This window comes from Pseudoflavonifractor sp. MSJ-37 (genome assembly GCF_018917965.1).
Classification (GTDB): Bacteria; Bacillota; Clostridia; order Oscillospirales; family Oscillospiraceae; genus Pseudoflavonifractor_A.
Window position 1 is genome coordinate 181,107 of sequence record NZ_JAHLPP010000003.1, and the last position, 15,939, is coordinate 197,045.

Annotated in this window: 15 protein-coding genes; 1 reads left to right on the forward strand and 14 read right to left on the reverse strand. The window is 64.4% G+C overall.

Annotated features, from left to right (window positions below; all coding sequences use genetic code 11):
- Positions 1-12 precede the first annotated feature (12 nt).
- From KQI12_RS08470 to KQI12_RS08505, 8 genes are all read right to left on the reverse strand, one after another.
- The gene (locus KQI12_RS08470) at positions 13-1,890 is read right to left on the reverse strand and encodes an NADH-ubiquinone oxidoreductase-F iron-sulfur binding region domain-containing protein (RefSeq protein WP_216572521.1); all 1,878 of its coding nucleotides are present in this window, start codon (positions 1,888-1,890) and stop codon (positions 13-15) included.
- Complete coding sequence (locus KQI12_RS08475; RefSeq protein WP_216572522.1) at positions 1,887-2,366, reverse strand: NAD(P)H-dependent oxidoreductase subunit E; 480 nt, start codon at positions 2,364-2,366, stop codon at positions 1,887-1,889. Before KQI12_RS08475 ends, KQI12_RS08470 begins: the two co-directional genes overlap by 4 nt.
- A 243-nt stretch (positions 2,367-2,609) precedes the next feature.
- Positions 2,610-4,382 (reverse strand): phosphoenolpyruvate carboxykinase (GTP), encoded by a 1,773-nt coding sequence (locus KQI12_RS08480; RefSeq protein ID WP_216572523.1) that lies wholly within the window; start codon positions 4,380-4,382, stop codon positions 2,610-2,612.
- 124 nt (positions 4,383-4,506) lie between these two features.
- Positions 4,507-5,355, reverse strand: coding sequence for a 16S rRNA (adenine(1518)-N(6)/adenine(1519)-N(6))-dimethyltransferase RsmA (gene rsmA, locus KQI12_RS08485; protein WP_216572524.1), 849 nt, complete (start codon positions 5,353-5,355; stop codon positions 4,507-4,509).
- Between the two features lie 4 nt (positions 5,356-5,359).
- Positions 5,360-6,106, reverse strand: a complete 747-nt coding sequence (locus KQI12_RS08490) for a carboxylesterase (protein WP_216572525.1) — start codon at positions 6,104-6,106, stop codon at positions 5,360-5,362.
- Positions 6,103-6,663: a flavin reductase family protein gene (locus KQI12_RS08495; protein WP_216572526.1), complete on the reverse strand. Its 561-nt coding sequence runs from the start codon at positions 6,661-6,663 to the stop codon at positions 6,103-6,105. Before KQI12_RS08495 ends, KQI12_RS08490 begins: the two co-directional genes overlap by 4 nt.
- Positions 6,664-6,728: 65 nt before the next feature.
- Positions 6,729-7,934 (reverse strand): M20 family metallopeptidase, encoded by a 1,206-nt coding sequence (locus tag KQI12_RS08500; protein WP_216572527.1) that lies wholly within the window; start codon positions 7,932-7,934, stop codon positions 6,729-6,731.
- 36 nt (positions 7,935-7,970) lie between these two features.
- Positions 7,971-8,420, reverse strand: a complete 450-nt coding sequence (locus KQI12_RS08505) for a flavodoxin family protein (RefSeq protein WP_216572528.1) — start codon at positions 8,418-8,420, stop codon at positions 7,971-7,973.
- Between the two features lie 128 nt (positions 8,421-8,548).
- On the opposite strand from KQI12_RS08505, the gene KQI12_RS08510 reads away from it, so the two are divergent.
- Positions 8,549-10,054, forward strand: coding sequence for a MutH/Sau3AI family endonuclease (locus KQI12_RS08510; RefSeq protein ID WP_216572529.1), 1,506 nt, complete (start codon positions 8,549-8,551; stop codon positions 10,052-10,054).
- Positions 10,055-10,131: 77 nt separating this feature from the next.
- Here the strand turns inward: KQI12_RS08510 and KQI12_RS08515 are convergent, their stop codons facing one another.
- From KQI12_RS08515 to KQI12_RS08540, 6 genes are all read right to left on the reverse strand, one after another.
- On the reverse strand, positions 10,132-10,578 hold the full coding sequence (locus KQI12_RS08515; RefSeq protein ID WP_216572530.1) for a GAF domain-containing protein: 447 nt from the start codon (positions 10,576-10,578) through the stop codon (positions 10,132-10,134).
- 21 nt (positions 10,579-10,599) lie between these two features.
- Complete coding sequence (locus KQI12_RS08520; RefSeq protein ID WP_216572531.1) at positions 10,600-11,010, reverse strand: peptide deformylase; 411 nt, start codon at positions 11,008-11,010, stop codon at positions 10,600-10,602.
- Positions 11,011-11,360: 350 nt separating this feature from the next.
- Entirely contained in the window at positions 11,361-11,705 is a 345-nt protein-coding gene (locus KQI12_RS08525) for a histidine triad nucleotide-binding protein (protein ID WP_216572532.1), read from the reverse strand.
- A gap of 46 nt (positions 11,706-11,751) precedes the next feature.
- A complete protein-coding gene (gene alaS, locus KQI12_RS08530; RefSeq protein WP_216572533.1) occupies positions 11,752-14,415 on the reverse strand; it encodes an alanine--tRNA ligase in 2,664 nt (887 codons plus the stop codon).
- A gap of 306 nt (positions 14,416-14,721) precedes the next feature.
- A complete protein-coding gene (locus KQI12_RS08535; RefSeq protein WP_216572534.1) occupies positions 14,722-15,171 on the reverse strand; it encodes a hypothetical protein in 450 nt (149 codons plus the stop codon).
- A gap of 167 nt (positions 15,172-15,338) precedes the next feature.
- On the reverse strand, positions 15,339-15,815 hold the full coding sequence (locus tag KQI12_RS08540) for a hypothetical protein (protein WP_216572535.1): 477 nt from the start codon (positions 15,813-15,815) through the stop codon (positions 15,339-15,341).
- Between the last annotated feature and the right edge of the window lie 124 nt (positions 15,816-15,939).

Consider the following 15,939-nt stretch of genomic DNA (forward strand, 5'->3'; position numbering starts at 1 on the left):
CCCCTTCCTGATTTATTCGATGTGGACCGCACCCACCGGACAGCCGGAGAGGCAGGTGCCACACTTGATGCATTTATTGACGAGGATAGCGTGGGGCTTCTTGACGGAGCCGGTGATCGCGTCCACCGGGCAGTTCCGGGCACACTTGGTACAGCCGATGCACTTCTCCTGGTCGATCTTATAGAGCTTCAGGGCCTCACACACATGGGCGGCGCACTTCTTGATGGTGATGTGCTCCTTGTACTCCTCACGGAAGCGCTTCAGAGTGCTGATGACGGGCAGGGGCGCGCTCTTGCCCAGACCGCAGAGAGAGTTCTTCTGGACGAACTTGGCGATCTCCTCCAGCTTGTCCAGATCCTCCATGGTGCCCTTGCCGGCCACGATGCGCTCCAGGATCTCCAGCATCCGCTTGGTGCCGATCCGGCAGGGGGAACACTTGCCGCAGCTCTCCCGCTGGGTGAAGCTCATGAAGAAGCGGGCCACCTCGACCATGCAGGTGTGCTCGTCCATGACCACCAGTCCGCCGGAGCCCACGATGGCGTCGTACTTCTTCACGGAGTCGAAGTCCAGGCCCACGTCCAGATGCTCCTTGGTCAGACAGCCGCCGGAGGGGCCGCCGATCTGGACGGCCTTGAAGTTGCCGCCGCCCTTGATGCCGCCGCCGATGTCATAGACGATCTCCCGCAGGGTGGTGCCCATGGGGACCTCGATGAGGCCAGTGTTGGCGATGGAGCCGGTGACAGAGAAGGTCTTGGTGCCGGGGCTGTTCTCGGTGCCGATGGTGTGGAACCAGTCGGAGCCCTTGAGCACGATGTCGGGCACGTTGGCATAGGTCTCCACGTTGTTCAGCACGGTGGGACGCTCCCACAGGCCCTGATCCACGGTGCGGGGGGGCTTGGTGCGGGGCATTCCGCGGTTGCCTTCGATGGAGGCGGTCAGGGCGCTGCCCTCGCCGCAGACGAAGGCGCCGGCGCCCCGGTTCACATGGAGGTGGAAGGATACGCCGCTGCCTAGGATGTCGTCGCCCAGCAGTCCGGCCTCTTCCGCCTGAGCGATGGCATAGTGGAGGCGGGCCACGGAGTTGGGGTACTCAGCGCGGACGTAGATGTAGCCCTCGGTGGCGCCCACAGCGTAGCCGGCCAGGGTCATGCCCTCGATGAGCTTGTAGGGATCGCCCTCCATGACGGAGCCGTCCATGAACGCGCCGGGGTCGCCCTCGTCGCCGTTGCAGACCACGTACTTCACATCGGCGTCCTTATGGGCGGCCACCTGCTTCCACTTGGTGCCGGCCTTGAAGCCGCCGCCGCCTCGGCCCCGGAGGCCGGAGCGGTCGATCTCGTCCACCACCTGGTCGGGATCCATCTGGAAGAGGGCCTTGCTCAGGGCCTCGTAGCCGCCCACGGCGATGTACTCGTCCAGAGACACGGCATCGATGTTGCCGCAGTGCTCCAGCACGATCCGGGTCTGCTTGGCCAGGAAGGGGATATCCTCCGGCTTGGGGCAGAGCTGATCCTTCTGGTCCCGGTAGAACAGACGCTCCACAGGCTTGCCCTGGAGGACGGACTGCTCCACGATCTCGGCACAGTCCTCGGGCTTGACCTTCACATACTGATAGTGCCAGGGCTCGATCCGCACCAGGGGACCCAGCTCGCACAGGCCCTGACAGCCGGTCTGGGCCACACCGATGTGGGGGACATGGCCGGAGCACTCCACCGTCACGTTGGGCAGTTCCTTACAGAGCTCCCGCATGGTGTCGGCGATGACCTGAGAGCCGGAGGCGATACAGCCGGTGCCGGCGCAGACCAGGATCCGGCACTCATAGGACTCCAGGGCCTTCCGCGCGTCGGCACGGCGCAGGTCCAGCGCCGCGTTGTCACAGATCTTGATCATGCTTCGTCACCTCTCAGATCCTGGATCAGACCGATGGCCTTCTCCGGCGTCATCTTGGGATGGACCTCGTCGTTGACGGTGAGGGTGGGGGCCAGGCCGCAGGCGCCCAGGCAGGACACGGTCTCCACGGTGAAGAGCATATCGTCACTGGTGTGCTTGCTGCCGTCCAGACCGAGCTCCTTCTGGATCGCGGCCAAGATCGGGGCGGAGTGCCGCACATGGCAGGCCGTACCGTCGCAGACCTTGATGACGTATTTCCCCTTGGGCTCAAAGGAGAAATTCTTATAGAAGGTGGCGATGCTGTAAGCTTTGGACTCTTTGACACCGAGCTGGTCGGCCACATAGGTCAGCAGCTCCCGGGGGATGTATCGATATTCCTCCTGGATGTCTTCGAGGACCGGGATGATCGAACTGGACTTTTTGCCGTATCGGGCGATGAAGCCGTCGGCCGCGGCAAAGTAAGACGGATCTAACATAGGCGCTCCTCCTTGATCAGATTCAGCGGCGCCGATGGGGGAGAGCGGACGCCGGAACTCATATAGTTACTCTACAACATTTTCGATGAGATCGCAACCAAAAATTGACCCGCATAGTTCAAAATGAGCGATTCCAAAAAACTACACGGTATAAAAAGACGGATGCCGCGGTCTCTGTGGCATCCGTCTCATAGGATCTGATGGATATCAGTGGATATGGATCTGTTTTTTGCGGGAAGAGGATCAGGCCTTCAGTCGGGCCTCCAGATCGTCCAGCTCCTGAGCCAGGACCTTGGGGAGCTTGTCGCCGAACTTGCCATAGAACTCCCGGATGGCGGAGACATCCTCCAGCCACAGGTCTTTGTCTACGGACAACAGGCCCTTCAGAGTGTCAGCGCTGACGCCGGACTCATCCAGATCGATGTCCTCGGGCTTGGGCTCATAGCCCAGAGCGGTCTCGTCGGCGCCCACCTCGTCGAAGCAGCGCTTCATGATCCACTCCAGCACACGCAGGTTGTCGCCGAAGCCAGGCCAGATGAAGTGGCCCTCGTCATCGGTGCGGAACCAGTTGACGTTGAAGATCTTGGGAGCCTTTTCGCCCACCTTCTCGCCCATGCTCAGCCAGTGCTGCCAATAGTCGGCCATGTGATAGCCGCAGAAGGGGAGCATGGCCATGGGGTCGCGGCGGACCACGCCCACCGCGCCAGCGGCGGCGGCAGTGGTCTCAGAGGCCATGATGGAGCCGACGAACACGCCATGGGCCCAGTCGCGGGACTGATAGACCAGAGGCGCGGTCTTGGCCCGGCGGCCGCCGAACACGATGGCGGACAGGGGCACGCCGTTGGGATCGTCGAACTTGGGGGAGATGCAGGGGCAGTTCTTGGCGGGAGCGGTGAAGCGGCTGTTGGGATGAGCGCCCTTCTCCGTGGAGGTCTTGCCGTTCCAGGGGTTGCCCTTCCAGTCGATAGCATGCTCAGGGGGATCTTTGTCCAGACCCTCCCACCACACGGTGTTCTTGTCCAGGTCGTGGGCCACGTTGGTGAAGATAGTGCCCTTTTTGGTGGAGTGGAGGGCGTTGGGGTTGGACTTCTCATTGGTGCCGGGGGCCACGCCAAAGAAGCCATTCTCCGGGTTCATGGCCCACAGACGGCCGTCGGCGCCGGGACGGATCCAGGCGATGTCGTCGCCCACGCACCAGACCTTCCAGCCGGCCTTGCGGTAGTGCTCCGGGGGGATGAGCATGGCCAGGTTGGTCTTGCCGCAGGCGGAGGGGAAGGCGGCGGCCAGATACCGGACCTCGCCGGCGGGGTTTTGGAGGCCCAGGATGAGCATATGCTCGGCCATCCAGCCCTGGTCGCGGCCCAGGCAGGAGGCGATGCGGAGGGCGAAGCACTTCTTGCCCAGCAGGACGTTGCCGCCATAGGCGGAGTTCACGGACATGATGGTGTCATCCTGGGGGAAGTGGACGATGTAGCGGTTCTCGGGGTCCAGATCGGCGGTGGCATGGAGGCCCTTCACATAGTCGGGAGAGTCGCCCAGTGCCTCCAGGACCTTGGTGCCCACACGGGTCATGATGGCCATGTTCAGGACCACATAGATGGAGTCGGTGAGCTCGATGCCGTACTTGGCGAAGGGGGAGCCGACCACGCCCATAGAGTAGGGGATGACATACATGGTGCGGCCCTTCATGGAGCCGGCATAGAGCTTCTTCAGCTTGGCGTACATCTCGGCGGGGTCCATCCAGTGGTTGGTGGGACCAGCATCCTCTTCCTTGGGACAGCAGATGAAGGTGCGGTCTTCCACACGGGCCACGTCGTTCACGGCGGTGCGGTGGAGATAGCAGCCGGGGAGGAGCTCTTCGTTCAGCTTCTCCAGCTCGCCGGAGGCGCAGGCCTGAGCCCGGAGCTCCTCCAGCTGGGCCTCGCCGCCGTCGATCCAGACGATCTGGTCGGGCTGAGTCAGAGCGGACATCTCATCGATCCAGTCCAGGACCGCACGGTTCGTGGTAAGTGCCATAATATCCATCCTCCTCTAGGTAGGGCTTTATGCAAAGCGCTTTCAGATACTCTACATTCTACTCGATGGTCTACCAAAACACAAGCTTTTTTCATTGCCTTGTTAAAGAAAGCGCCGGAGCTGGTCAGCTCTGGAGCGCCTGGGCCAGAGCGGCGAATTCCGGGATGCCCAGCCGCTCGCCCCGGATGGTCTCCGGGAGTCCCAGCGCCGCCAGCGCCGCCCGGATCTGATCCTTGGACCAGCCGCCGGCGCCGCTGAGGCTGTTGAGGAGGGTCTTGCGCCGCTGGGCAAAGGAGGCCTTCACCACCCGGAAGAAGGTCCGGTCGTCCACCAGGTCCTGCGGGGGCGCGGACCGGGGCACCAGCCGCACTACGGCGGAGGTCACCTTGGGGGCGGGGAGGAAGCACTCCGGAGGCACGTCGAAGAGGAGCTCCGTCTCCGCGTAGTACTGGCAGAAGAGGGAGAAGGCACCATAGTCCGAGGTGCCGGGGGCGGCGCAGATCCGCCGGGCCACCTCCCGCTGGATCATCACCGTGACGGCGGAGAAGCATCCGGCCTCCAGGAAGGCGGTGATCACCGGGGTGGTGATGTTGTAGGGCAGGTTGGCGCACACCATGGGCGTCAGTCCCGCCAGATGCTCTGCCGCCAGAGCCTTCAGGTCCAGCTTCATCACGTCGCTGGGGACCACCTCGGCGTTGGGGAAGTCCGTCAGCGTCTCCGACAGGATCGGCAGGAGGGACTTGTCCAGCTCGACGGCCGTGACCTTGTCGGCCCGCTGGGCCAGCTGGACGGTGAGGGGGCCGATGCCGGGGCCTACCTCCAGCACGCCCACGCCAGGCCCCGCGCCGGAGGCCTCGGCGATCTGCTGAGGCACCCAGCGCTCGATCAGGAAGTTCTGGCCCATGGACTTGGAGAAGTGGAAGCCGTGCCGGGCCAGCAGGGCCTTGATGTCTTTGATGTCGCAGAGATCCATTCTGTTACCGCCTTTGTCGATTTGAAGATAGTGTCGGGCCCCGCCGTCCGGGCAGGGCGTGCGCCCGTTCCCAGGCCGCCAGGGCCTGGAGCTGGTCCGGCGTGTGGAACCAGTGCTCCCCCGGCTCATAGACCGTGAGAGAGCGTCCGGGATGGGCGGCGAAGGCCGCCGCAGTCTCCCGGTGGAGCATCTGGTCCTGCCCACCGATCAGGACTGAGACGGGACAGCCCCAGTCATGGACCGGATGGCTCCGGACATAGGTGAGGTAGTCCCAGGACAGGGTCTGGCCGAAGCCAGTGGGGATGGTCCCCTCCGCCCGGAGCCGGTCCTCCGTCACGCCGGCCCAGCCCATCATGTCCCGGATCAGGCGCTCCATGTCCAGGACGGGGGAGACCAGCAGGGCCCGCTCCGGCCGGTCCAGAGCCAGCAGGGACAGCCATGCCCCGATGCTGACGGCCAACAGGGAGAAGCCGCCCCAGCGGTCCCGGAGGAAGGTCCCGGCCTGGGCCAGCTCCGGAGCCGCGGTCCAGGGGAGGAGCGCTTCGTCCCGATCCTGCCGCTCCCCGTGTCCGGGAAGATCGATGGCCAGCACCTGACCGCCCGCCGGACAGACGATCTGCGCAAAGGGCTCGGCCTCCTCCTTCCGGCCGCTCTGCCCGTGGACGAACAGCCAGACAGAAGAGGCCTTTGCGCCATAGAGGACGGCGGGAGCGCCGCCGATCGTCAGGGCGCGCGCCGGGAGCCCGCTCATTTCAGGGAGAGACCGTCCCGGAAGGCGTGCCCCACCACGCCGCCCAGCACCCGGTAGGTGCTCTGGCACGGGTCGAAGGTGATGGGACGCAGCTTGTCGGGGTCGATCTTGCCGTTAGCGTCCAGGATGCGCTCGTCGGCGCTGACATTGACGATCTCGCCGATGAGACAGCCGTTCCCGGCGTCGTAGCGGACCAGCCGGCACTCCAGAGCCATGGGCAGCTCTTCGATCAGCGGAGCGTCCACGAACTCAGAACGGATGGCGTGGAAGCCGGCCTTGGCGAACTTGTCCGGCGCGTCAGCACCGGAGACCACGCCCACATAGTCGCAGGCGGCTACATGGTCCGCGTCCGCCATACTGACCGTGAAGGCCTTGCGGGCCAGGATGTCGGCGGTCGTCTTATGACCGGCGCTGATGCACATGGTGATCTGGGCATTGCCGCTGATGCCGCCCCAAGCGGCGTTCATGGCGTTGGGCGTGCCATCCGCGCCATAAGCGGCCAGGATAAACACGGGCTGAGGATAGCTCCAGGGCTTGGCACCGAAATTCGTTCTCATGGAGATGACTTCCTTTCTGGTCTGGATAGGGGTGGTGTGGCCGATGGCTTTTGGGGATGGCTGGCTCACGGATGGGCCAGCCAGTCCAGGGCGCACCAGGTGTGGAGGGCCGCGCCCAGCGGAAGGACGTCCTCGTTGAACACCACCCGCTCGTTGTGCATGGGCTTGCCGTAGCGGGGATCCTCCTGGGCGGTCCCGGCTCCCAGCAGGAGATAGGCACAGGGCAGTTCATAGGTGTAGGAGGCGAAGTCCTCTGAGCCCATGCCGCCCTCGTCCATCCGGAAGACGGCCTTGGAGCCGAACAGCTCCGCGGCCCGGTCGCCCATCCGGTCCACCAGAGCCGGATCGTTGCGCAGAGGAGGCGCGGAGGCCAGTTCCTCTACGGCGGCGCTCCCCCGGAAGGCCCCGGCGATGCCAGAGGCCAGTTCCTCGATGCGGCGGAGGAGCCGGGCGGAGAGGTCCCGGTCGAAGGTGCGGATCGTGCCCTCCAGCACGGCAGTCTGGGGGATGATGTTGGGGGCCTCGCCGCTCTGGAAGCGGCCCACCGTCACCACAGCGGGGGACTTGGCGGGCACCTCCCGGCTGACCAGCTCCTGGAGGGCCAGATAGATTCGGGTGGCGATGTCGATGGGATCCACGCCGGTCTCCGGCATGGCACCGTGACAGCCCACCCCCGCCACCGTGACCCGGAACAGAGTACAGCCAGCCATGAAGGTCCCACGGCCGCAGAGCACCAGCCCAGAGGGGGTGCCGGAGTTCACATGGAGGGCCAGAGCGGCCTGCGGCGCGGGATCGGTCAGGACCCCGGCGGCCAGCATGGCCTTGGCCCCGGTGAAGCCCTCCTCATCCGGCTGGAACACCAGCTTGACGGTCCCCTCCAGCCGGTCCTGATGGTCCCGCAGGAGCTGGGCGGCTCCCAGGAGCATGGCGGTGTGCATATCGTGGCCGCAGGCGTGCATGGCTCCGTTCTCCGAGCGGAAGGGGAGGTCGGTCTTTTCCACCACTTGCAGGGCGTCCATGTCGGCCCGGAGCAGGATGCACCGGCCGGTGTCCCGTCCACGGATCTGGGCGATGAGGCCGCTGTCACAGATCTCCTTCGGCTCATAGCCCATGTTCCGGAGCGCATCGGCCACATAGGCCGTGGTCCGGGGCAGGTGGGGCCCTGTCTCCGGGTCCCGGTGGAGGGCCCGCCGGTGGGCTTGGATCGTGTCCTCCAAAGCCTGCGCCTCGGTCAGGATGGTCTGAGGTGTGAGCGCGTACTTGTCATCCATGTGCGATCTCCTCCTGATGATGGAAAAATAGGCGGGTCAGGTCCGGGCAGAGAGCCCCCGGAAGAACTCGGCCGCCTGCCGCAGGTCCTCCTCATCCGGGTGCCCCTTGGCCAGTCCGCCCACCAGCCGGAACGGGCCGAAGGTGTCCCAGCCCCGGCAGCCGAACTCGCCCAGGACAGGACAGCCCTTGGCCCGGACCACGGCCCGGATGGCGTCCAGATGGTGCCGGCCGGGGGCGCCATAGGTGGAGACCAGGAACACGTCCTTCCCCTGGGGCAGATACTGTTCGGCATACCGGAGGACAGTCTCATGGAACCGGCCGAAATAGATCCCGGAGGCGAAGCCCACCAGATCGTACCGGTCCAGCCGGGGCGCGATGCGGCTGGTCACATCGATCAGATCTGCGTCCCCGGCCGAAGCCATGGCCTCCAGGACCTTACGAGTATTCCCATGGTGCCGGGACTGATAACAGATGGCGGTCGTCATAGGGAGCCCTCCTTTCAGATACTGGTGCTATCATACCACATCCCGGCCGGTTTTGGGAGGGGGTAGACGGACCGGACAGGATCGGCTTATAATGCGGACAGGAATGAACGATGGGGAGGGGACTGCATATGGAAGAGCACATTTACAGGAGAGAGGACTTGGAACGGCGGCTGTCATCCATCCGGGGCAAAACGCTGGAGGAGGTGGACGACCGGGGGATCTTCGACCAGATCCGCGCCTTCGACCGCCAGAAGGGGACCGTCGGGAACATCGTAGAGCAGTGCGTGCTGGGCTATGAGAAGGACTCAAAGCAGAAGGCGGACCTGATCGTCGTGGAGAAGGGGGGACGCCGGGTCCCCACCGAGGTGAAGTCCACCGGCATGGTGATCCCGGCCCAAAAGAAGCGATTCGTTGCCAAGGAGCCCATGAGCATCACCGGCGTGGGGATCTACGACCTGGCGGAGCAGGAGTTCGAGACCTCTCACTTCTGGGGGAAGCTGGAGCATCTGCTGATGGTCTACTATCACTACACGGCGGACCGGCCGGTGGCACCCTATGAGTACCGGAAGTTCCCAGTGAAGGACTATGAGTTCCACACCTTCTCCCCGGAGGAGGTCCAGGGCCTCCGGCGGGACTGGGAGACCGTCCGGGACCTGATGCGGGACATCGTCGGCCGCCACCCGGACCGCCGGGATCGGGACCGCTGGCGGAAGGCGGTGAAGGCGGACTATCTGGCGGAGCACGGGACCCTGCGGCAGAAATTGAGCTGGATCGATCTGGCGCCCCGCTTCCCGCCCCGGTTCCGGCTGAAGAAATCGGTGGTCAGTGCCATGATCGGGGCCCACTTCGACAGCCGGCGCCGCGCAGGGGAGGCGGGCCCCATGAGTCTGGCGGAGCTGGACGCCTGGTGTCATGCCCTGACGGAGCAGTATGCCGGACAGACCGCCGGGGAGCTGGCCGACCGGTTCGGGATCGCCCAGCGGAACAAGAAGGGGAAGGAGCGCAAACAGCTCTGCGCTCTGGTCGTGGCGGCCATGTTCGGAGCCAAGGGGAAGAAGCTGAGGGAGCAGGAGCCGTTCCGCACCTTCGGCATCCTCCCCAAGGCGGTGGTGCGGAACGCCAAGGGAAAGGGCACGGAGGATATGAAGCTCTTCCGGCTGGATCTGGGGGAATTGCTCCGGGAGTATGTGGAGGATGAGGCAGGCCAAAACCGCATGATCCGCTTCGAGGACTCGGACCTATACGCGGATTTCGCCGACCTGCAGATCCTGTGCGCCCTGTTCCAGGAGCCGTCCAAGCACAAGGGACAGAAAGCGGCCCTGTCCGAGACCCGGTTCGAGGGCTTCAAGCGGCTGACGATCCCGGATGCCATCCTGGAAGGCCCAGTCCAGCATCTGTGGGAGGACAGCCGGGAGAAGCTCCTCCATGGGGGCCTGCGGGAGATCCGGGACGGGCGGGGCCGCTCTGCCCCCAACTTCCTGAAAGGCAGTGAGAACGCAGTGTTCCTCCGGGGCTCCGGCAAAGACGGCCGGGACAAGCCCCTGGAGTTCGACGGGATCGCCATGTACGATCAGTGGGCCTGGCTCCGCCGGGACTGCCTGCTGGACATGCTGGAGGACCTGCCGCTCCTGTGAGGACGATAGAGAGGGAACGCCTGCCGGACCGCGAAACGGGCTCCGGCAGGCGTTCTCCTGTTTTTTGTTCCAGGGGGTCAGAAGATCTGCTCCAGTACCCGGGCGAAGGCTTCCAGACCGGCCTGGTCGGCCTCGGTGAAACGACCGGGGAGGGGGCTGTCGAGGTCCAGCACGCCCACGACCCGACCCTCATGCCGGAGGGGGACCACGATCTCCGAGCGGGAGGCGCAGTCACAGGCGATGTGACCGGGGAACTGATGGACGTCGGGGACCAGGAGGGTCTCGTCCCGGGCGGCGGCAGTGCCGCAGACGCCCCGGCCCAGCGGGATCTCGATGCAGGCGGGCCGGCCCTGGAAGGGGCCCAGCACCAGCGTCCCGCCCTCCAGCAGATAGAAGCCCGCCCAGTTGAGGTCCTCCAGCTCCTGCCAGAGCAGGGCGGAGGCGTTGGCCAGGTCGGCGGTCCGGTGGGGGACGTCCCGGATCAGGGCGTCCAGCTGTTCGCACAGCAGGGGATAGTCGGTCATAGTGATGTCGCTCCTCTCGCCTCAGATCAGGATGCCGTCGCAGTGGTCGATCTCATGCTGGATGATCTCCGCCGTCCAGCCGGAGAAGGTCTTGAGGCGGATCTGGCCCCGCTCGTTCCTCCAGCGGACCTTGATGTGCTTCCAGCGCTTGGTCCGGCGGGTGCCGGCGAGGGAGAGACAGCCCTCCTCGGCCTCATAGGGCTCGGAACGGCGGACGATCTCCGGGTCGAACATGGTCCGGTAGGTGCCCTCGTCCTCGAAGGCGATGATGCGCTTGTTCACGCCGATCATATTGGCGGCCATGCCCACGCAGCCGTCCCTGTGGGCGGCCAGCGTGTCCAGCAGGTCCTGCGCCACGGACTGGTCCTCCGGTCCGGCGAGCTCGGCCTTCTGCGCCAGGAAGGTCTCGTCTTTGCAGATGTCACGGATCATAGATGGGTCCTCGCTTCCTTGAGCGGAGCGCCCCGGCAGAAGACCTGCCGGGGCACTCCAGACTGTTGAAAAAGTCATTTCTCCCGTTGAGCGATGCAGGAGCCTCGCAGAGTTCCGTCACCCGCAGGGGACGGAATGAGATGTAAGGCGTTTTTTCTGAGGACATGTGCCTCAGAAAAAACTCTTCTCAGGCCACTAGTGTGCGAGCGCAGCGAGTGCGCGCGGCGGCCTGCATCCTATCGAAGAAATGGCTTTGCCATTTCTGAGAAGCGTGTCGAACTGGTTCGACACGCTGGGAGCGCCCCGGCAGAAGACCTGCCGGGGCGCTCGCGCGTTCGTTCGATGGGGGATCAGCCCGGAGGCCAGGTCATGTCGCGGCCAGCCAGCACATGGAAGTGCAGGTGGGGCACGGACTGCTGGCCCGCCTCGCCGATGTTGGACACCACGCGGTATCCGGCCTCAGCGAAGCCGAGCTCCTTCGCCAGCTTGGCGATGACCTCGAAGATGTGAGCCACCACGGCGCTGTTCTCGGGAGAGATGGCGGAGACGGACTGGATGTGGGCCTTGGGGACCACCAGGAAGTGGGTCGGGGCCTGCGGGTCGATGTCGTAGAAGGCATAGACCTGCTCGTCCTCATAGACCTTCTTGGATGGGATCTCGCCCCCCACGATCTTACAGAACAGACAATCGCTCATTATGATAGGACCTCCTTTCAGAGTAGGATACGGATGGATGGGCCGCTCACAGCCCCAGCTTGCCGGCCACGAAGTCGTCCACCGCGGCCAGCGCGTCGTCCAGCTTGAGGACGTCGGTGCCGCCGCCCATGGCGGAGTCGGGCTTGCCGCCGCCCTTGCCGCCGCAGATGGGGGCGATGGCCTTGATGATGTCGCCGGCCTTCACGCCCTTGGCCACGGCGTCCTTGCCGCAGACCGCCAGCAGAGCCACCTTGCCCTCGTTGACGGAGGCGAGCACGCCCACCACGCCGGGCTCCTTGTCACGGAGGAAGTCGCCCTGCTTCCGCATGGCGTTGGCATCCAGGCCGCTGAGCTGGGTGGTGATGACCTTCAGGCCGCCCACGTCCTTGGCGGAGGCCAGGAAGCTCCGGGCCTGGCCCAGAGAGGCTTGCTCCTTGAACTTGTCCAGCGCGTGGCGCAGCTCCTTGGTCTCGGTCATCATCTGCTCCAGACGGTTCTCCAGCTCACCGGGGTTGGTCTTGAGCATCTGGGCGATGTGGAACAGCACCTGCTGGTTGCGGTTCACAGTGTCCAGAGTCAGCTTGCCGACAGTGGCCTCGATACGGCGGACGCCGGAGGCCACGGAGGCCTCGCTCTTGATGCGGAAGGGGCCCACCTTGGCGGTGTTGTCCACATGGGTGCCGCCGCAGAACTCCATGGAGAAGCCGTCCATCTCCACCACGCGGACCACGTCGCCGTACTTCTCGCCGAACATGGCCACGGCGCCCTTCTTCTTGGCCTCCTCGATGGGCAGGACCTCAGTGACCACGGGGATGCCGGCCAGGATCACGTCGTTGACCAGCCGGTCCACCTCGGAGAGCTGCTCCGGGGTGATGGCCTCGAAGTGGGTGAAGTCGAAGCGCAGACGGTCGGGCTCCACCAGAGAGCCGGCCTGATGCACATGATCGCCTAGGACCTTCCGGAGAGCGGCGTCCAGCAGATGGGTGGCGCTGTGGCCCCGGCGGATGGCGGCCCGGCGGCCGCTGTCGATGGCGGCGGTGACGGTCTGGCCCAGCTTGAAGGGACCGGAGACGACCTTGCCGTAGTGCATGAACTTGCCGCCCTTGTTCTTCTGGACGTTGTCCACCTGGAACTGGGCATTGCCGCAGGAGATCACGCCGTGGTCGGCCACCTGACCGCCCATCTCCGCGTAGAAGGGGGTCTTGTCCAGGACCATGATGCCCTCCACGCCGCTCATGAGCGCCTCGGCCTGCTCGTTCTCCACCACCAGCGCCACGATCTTGGCGTCGTCGATGGTGTCGTGGTCATAGCCCACGAACTCGGTGGAGGGGATGTCCTTGCCGAACTCCACGCCGGCCCAGCCCAGGTCGCCCAGGGCCTTCCGGGCCTCGCGGGCGCGGACCTTCTGGGCCTGCATCTCCTTGTCGAAGGCGGCGCGGTCCAGAGTTATGCCCTCGTCCTCCACCATCTCGATGGTCAGGTCGATGGGGAAGCCGTAGGTGTCGTACAGCTTGAAGGCGTCGGCGCCGGAGAAGACCTGCTCGCCCTTCTCCTTGTGGCCGGCGAGCAGTTCGCTGAAGATCTTCATGCCGCCGTCGATGGTCTTGGCGAAGTTCTCCTCTTCCACGCGGATGACCTTGGTGATATAGTCCTGCCGCTCCCGGAGCTCGGGGTAGTGGCCCTCGTTCTCATGGATGACGGTGTCGCAGACGGTGTACAGGAAGGGGTCGTTGACGCCCAGCAGCTTGCCATGGCGGGCGGCCCGGCGGAGCAGGCGGCGGAGCACATAGCCCCGGCCCTCGTTGGAGGGGAGCACGCCATCGCAGATCATGAAGGTGGCGGAGCGGATGTGGTCGGTGATGACCCGCAGGGACACGTCCTTCTCGTGGCTCTGGCCGTAGCGGGCACCGGTGATCTCCGTGACCTTGTTGGTGATGTTCATGACGGTGTCCACATCGAAGAGGGAGTCCACGTCCTGACACACCACGGCCAGACGCTCCAGACCCATGCCGGTGTCGATGTTCTTCTGCTTCAGCTCGGTGTAGTGGTTTTCCCCGTCGTTGTCGAACTGGGAGAACACCACGTTCCAGACCTCCATGTAGCGGTCGCAGTCACAGCCCACGGTACAGCCGGGCTTGCCGCAGCCGTACTTCTCGCCCCGGTCGTAATAGATCTCAGAGCAGGGGCCGCAGGGACCGGAGCCGTGCTCCCAGAAGTTGTCCTCCTTGCCGAACTTGAAGATCCGGTCCTCGGGGATGCCGATCTCCTCATGCCAGATGCGGAAGGCCTCGTCATCGGCGGGAGTGGTCTCGTTGCCGGCGAACACGGAGGGGTACAGGCGCTGGGGATCCAGGCCCACCCACTCAGGGGAGGTCAGGAACTCCCAGGCCCAGTGGATCGCCTCGTTCTTGAAGTAGTCGCCGAAGGAGAAGTTGCCCAGCATCTCGAAGTAGGTGCCGTGGCGGGCGGTGTGGCCGATGTTCTCGATGTCGCCGGTGCGGATGCACTTCTGGCAGGTGGTGACCCGGTGACGGGGCGGCTCCTGCTCGCCGGTGAACCAGGGCTTCATGGGCGCCATGCCGGAGTTGATCAGCAGGAGGCTGGCGTCGTTCTGGGGGATGAGGGAAAAGCTGGGCAGACGGAGATGGCCCTTGGTCTCGAAGAACTTCAGGAACATCTCGCGGAGTTCATTGACTCCATACTTCTTCATGGGAAAGACCTCCAAACAAGAAATCGCGGCGGACCATGAAAAAACCGCCCCCGGCCAAAGCCAGGGGCGGAAAAACATTTCCACGGTACCACCCTGATGATCCCCCTTGAGGGGGACCTCTCTCTTCGCCCGGTAACGGGGGCGGGACGTTCCGCTCGTCGCGGACGGCTCAGGAGTGGCGCGCGAGGTCCGGTCCGCCGAGGGCTTGCACTCTCCCCTCTCGCTCAGGACGGCGGTATCCCGCTTGGCTCCGTCAAAGCCTTATCACTTGATCACGGAGTAATTCTATCACACTTTTCCGCAATGTCAACCGTAAAAGCAAGCGGTCTGCTCCTGAACTGAGGTCCAGCCTTGGATCAGGCGGAAGAGACCGTCGCCAAAGCAGGTGCGGTAGACCGCCCGGCCGCAGACCAGCTCGTCCCGGTCGGAGAGGATCATGCTGTAAGAGGTGTCCTTCGCGGCGACGACCAGATGGTACGCGTACTCGTCATAGGCGCGGAAGCCGCCGGTCCAGGGAGAGATCCAGCGGACCCAGGTTTGGGGAAGCGCTTCCTCCAGGGCCTGGATCTGCTCGGGAGAACAGGTCATTTCACCGATCTCGGGGGAGCCGGACAGGATGAGGACCTTGCAGAAGCTGATCTCCCGTCCTCGGCCCGACAGCACATCGGACAGCCGCCTGGGGCGCAGAAGGAGGACCAGCATCAGGACGGCCAGGACGGTCAGAACGAGGATAAGAGGGCGCCGGTATTTTTTCATACAGTTACCCTCCAAAGATAGATCGATCCCATTCGATGCGAGACCCTGACTCATATTTGGATCGACAGACATCTTTACCGAGGAAGCACTATCTAAGTATACAGCATGACCGGTAAACAGGGCGGAACGGCCCACATTTTCCACCGTTGCCGACTGAAAAAGACCGCTCAGGGAGCATGGGGACGGGGCTGGCGGTCCCAGACCCAGCTCCGGAGCAGCTCCAGCAGTCCGGTATCGGTGGTGACCCGGTAGACCTGATCCTTATACGTGAACACGCCCTGGTCGGTGAGGATCAGCGTATAGGATCCGCTGTCCCCCCAGGGGAGGATCATATAGGCATCCTTATCGGAGGGCTGGAAGACCACGTCGTTCGAGGAGCCCCAGCGGACCTCCATACTGGAGAACTGCTCCCGCAGGGCGTCCAGCTGTTCCGGCGTACACTCCGCGTCGCCGCACTCCCTGGTGGAGAGCAGCACCACCTGACATCCGGTGATGTCGTTCCCGCCGTTGGGTAGGAGCTCTGCGATGGAGCGGACGCGGAAGCGGCACCAGAGACTGCCCAGAAGGAGGAGGAGGAACGCCGCGGCCAGGACGGTATAGAAGAGACGTTTGTTCTGGAACGCGGGGACGACCATGATCGGCACCTGCCTTTCCTAGATCGGTGGGGAAGTAGGATCGGTACGGGATGGTGCATGGGGACCACATCCTTCCGCAAACACGTGTGTCGATGAAAAACAGTTCCCTTCGACTCCATCCTAGCATGACCGG

Excerpts from the sequence above, each read along its gene's own strand:
- KQI12_RS08470 (WP_216572521.1), bottom strand. The coding sequence starts at position 1,890 with ATGATCAAGATCTGTGACAACGCGGCGCTGGACCTGCGCCGTGCCGAC.
- KQI12_RS08475 (WP_216572522.1), bottom strand. The coding sequence starts at position 2,366 with ATGTTAGATCCGTCTTACTTTGCCGCGGCCGACGGCTTCATCGCCCGA.
- KQI12_RS08480 (WP_216572523.1), bottom strand. The coding sequence starts at position 4,382 with ATGGCACTTACCACGAACCGTGCGGTCCTGGACTGGATCGATGAGATG.
- rsmA (WP_216572524.1), bottom strand. The coding sequence starts at position 5,355 with ATGGATCTCTGCGACATCAAAGACATCAAGGCCCTGCTGGCCCGGCAC.
- KQI12_RS08490 (WP_216572525.1), bottom strand. The coding sequence starts at position 6,106 with ATGAGCGGGCTCCCGGCGCGCGCCCTGACGATCGGCGGCGCTCCCGCC.
- KQI12_RS08495 (WP_216572526.1), bottom strand. The coding sequence starts at position 6,663 with ATGAGAACGAATTTCGGTGCCAAGCCCTGGAGCTATCCTCAGCCCGTG.
- KQI12_RS08500 (WP_216572527.1), bottom strand. The coding sequence starts at position 7,934 with ATGGATGACAAGTACGCGCTCACACCTCAGACCATCCTGACCGAGGCG.
- KQI12_RS08505 (WP_216572528.1), bottom strand. The coding sequence starts at position 8,420 with ATGACGACCGCCATCTGTTATCAGTCCCGGCACCATGGGAATACTCGT.
- KQI12_RS08510 (WP_216572529.1), top strand. The coding sequence starts at position 8,549 with ATGGAAGAGCACATTTACAGGAGAGAGGACTTGGAACGGCGGCTGTCA.
- KQI12_RS08515 (WP_216572530.1), bottom strand. The coding sequence starts at position 10,578 with ATGACCGACTATCCCCTGCTGTGCGAACAGCTGGACGCCCTGATCCGG.
- KQI12_RS08520 (WP_216572531.1), bottom strand. The coding sequence starts at position 11,010 with ATGATCCGTGACATCTGCAAAGACGAGACCTTCCTGGCGCAGAAGGCC.
- KQI12_RS08525 (WP_216572532.1), bottom strand. The coding sequence starts at position 11,705 with ATGAGCGATTGTCTGTTCTGTAAGATCGTGGGGGGCGAGATCCCATCC.
- alaS (WP_216572533.1), bottom strand. The coding sequence starts at position 14,415 with ATGAAGAAGTATGGAGTCAATGAACTCCGCGAGATGTTCCTGAAGTTC.
- KQI12_RS08535 (WP_216572534.1), bottom strand. The coding sequence starts at position 15,171 with ATGAAAAAATACCGGCGCCCTCTTATCCTCGTTCTGACCGTCCTGGCC.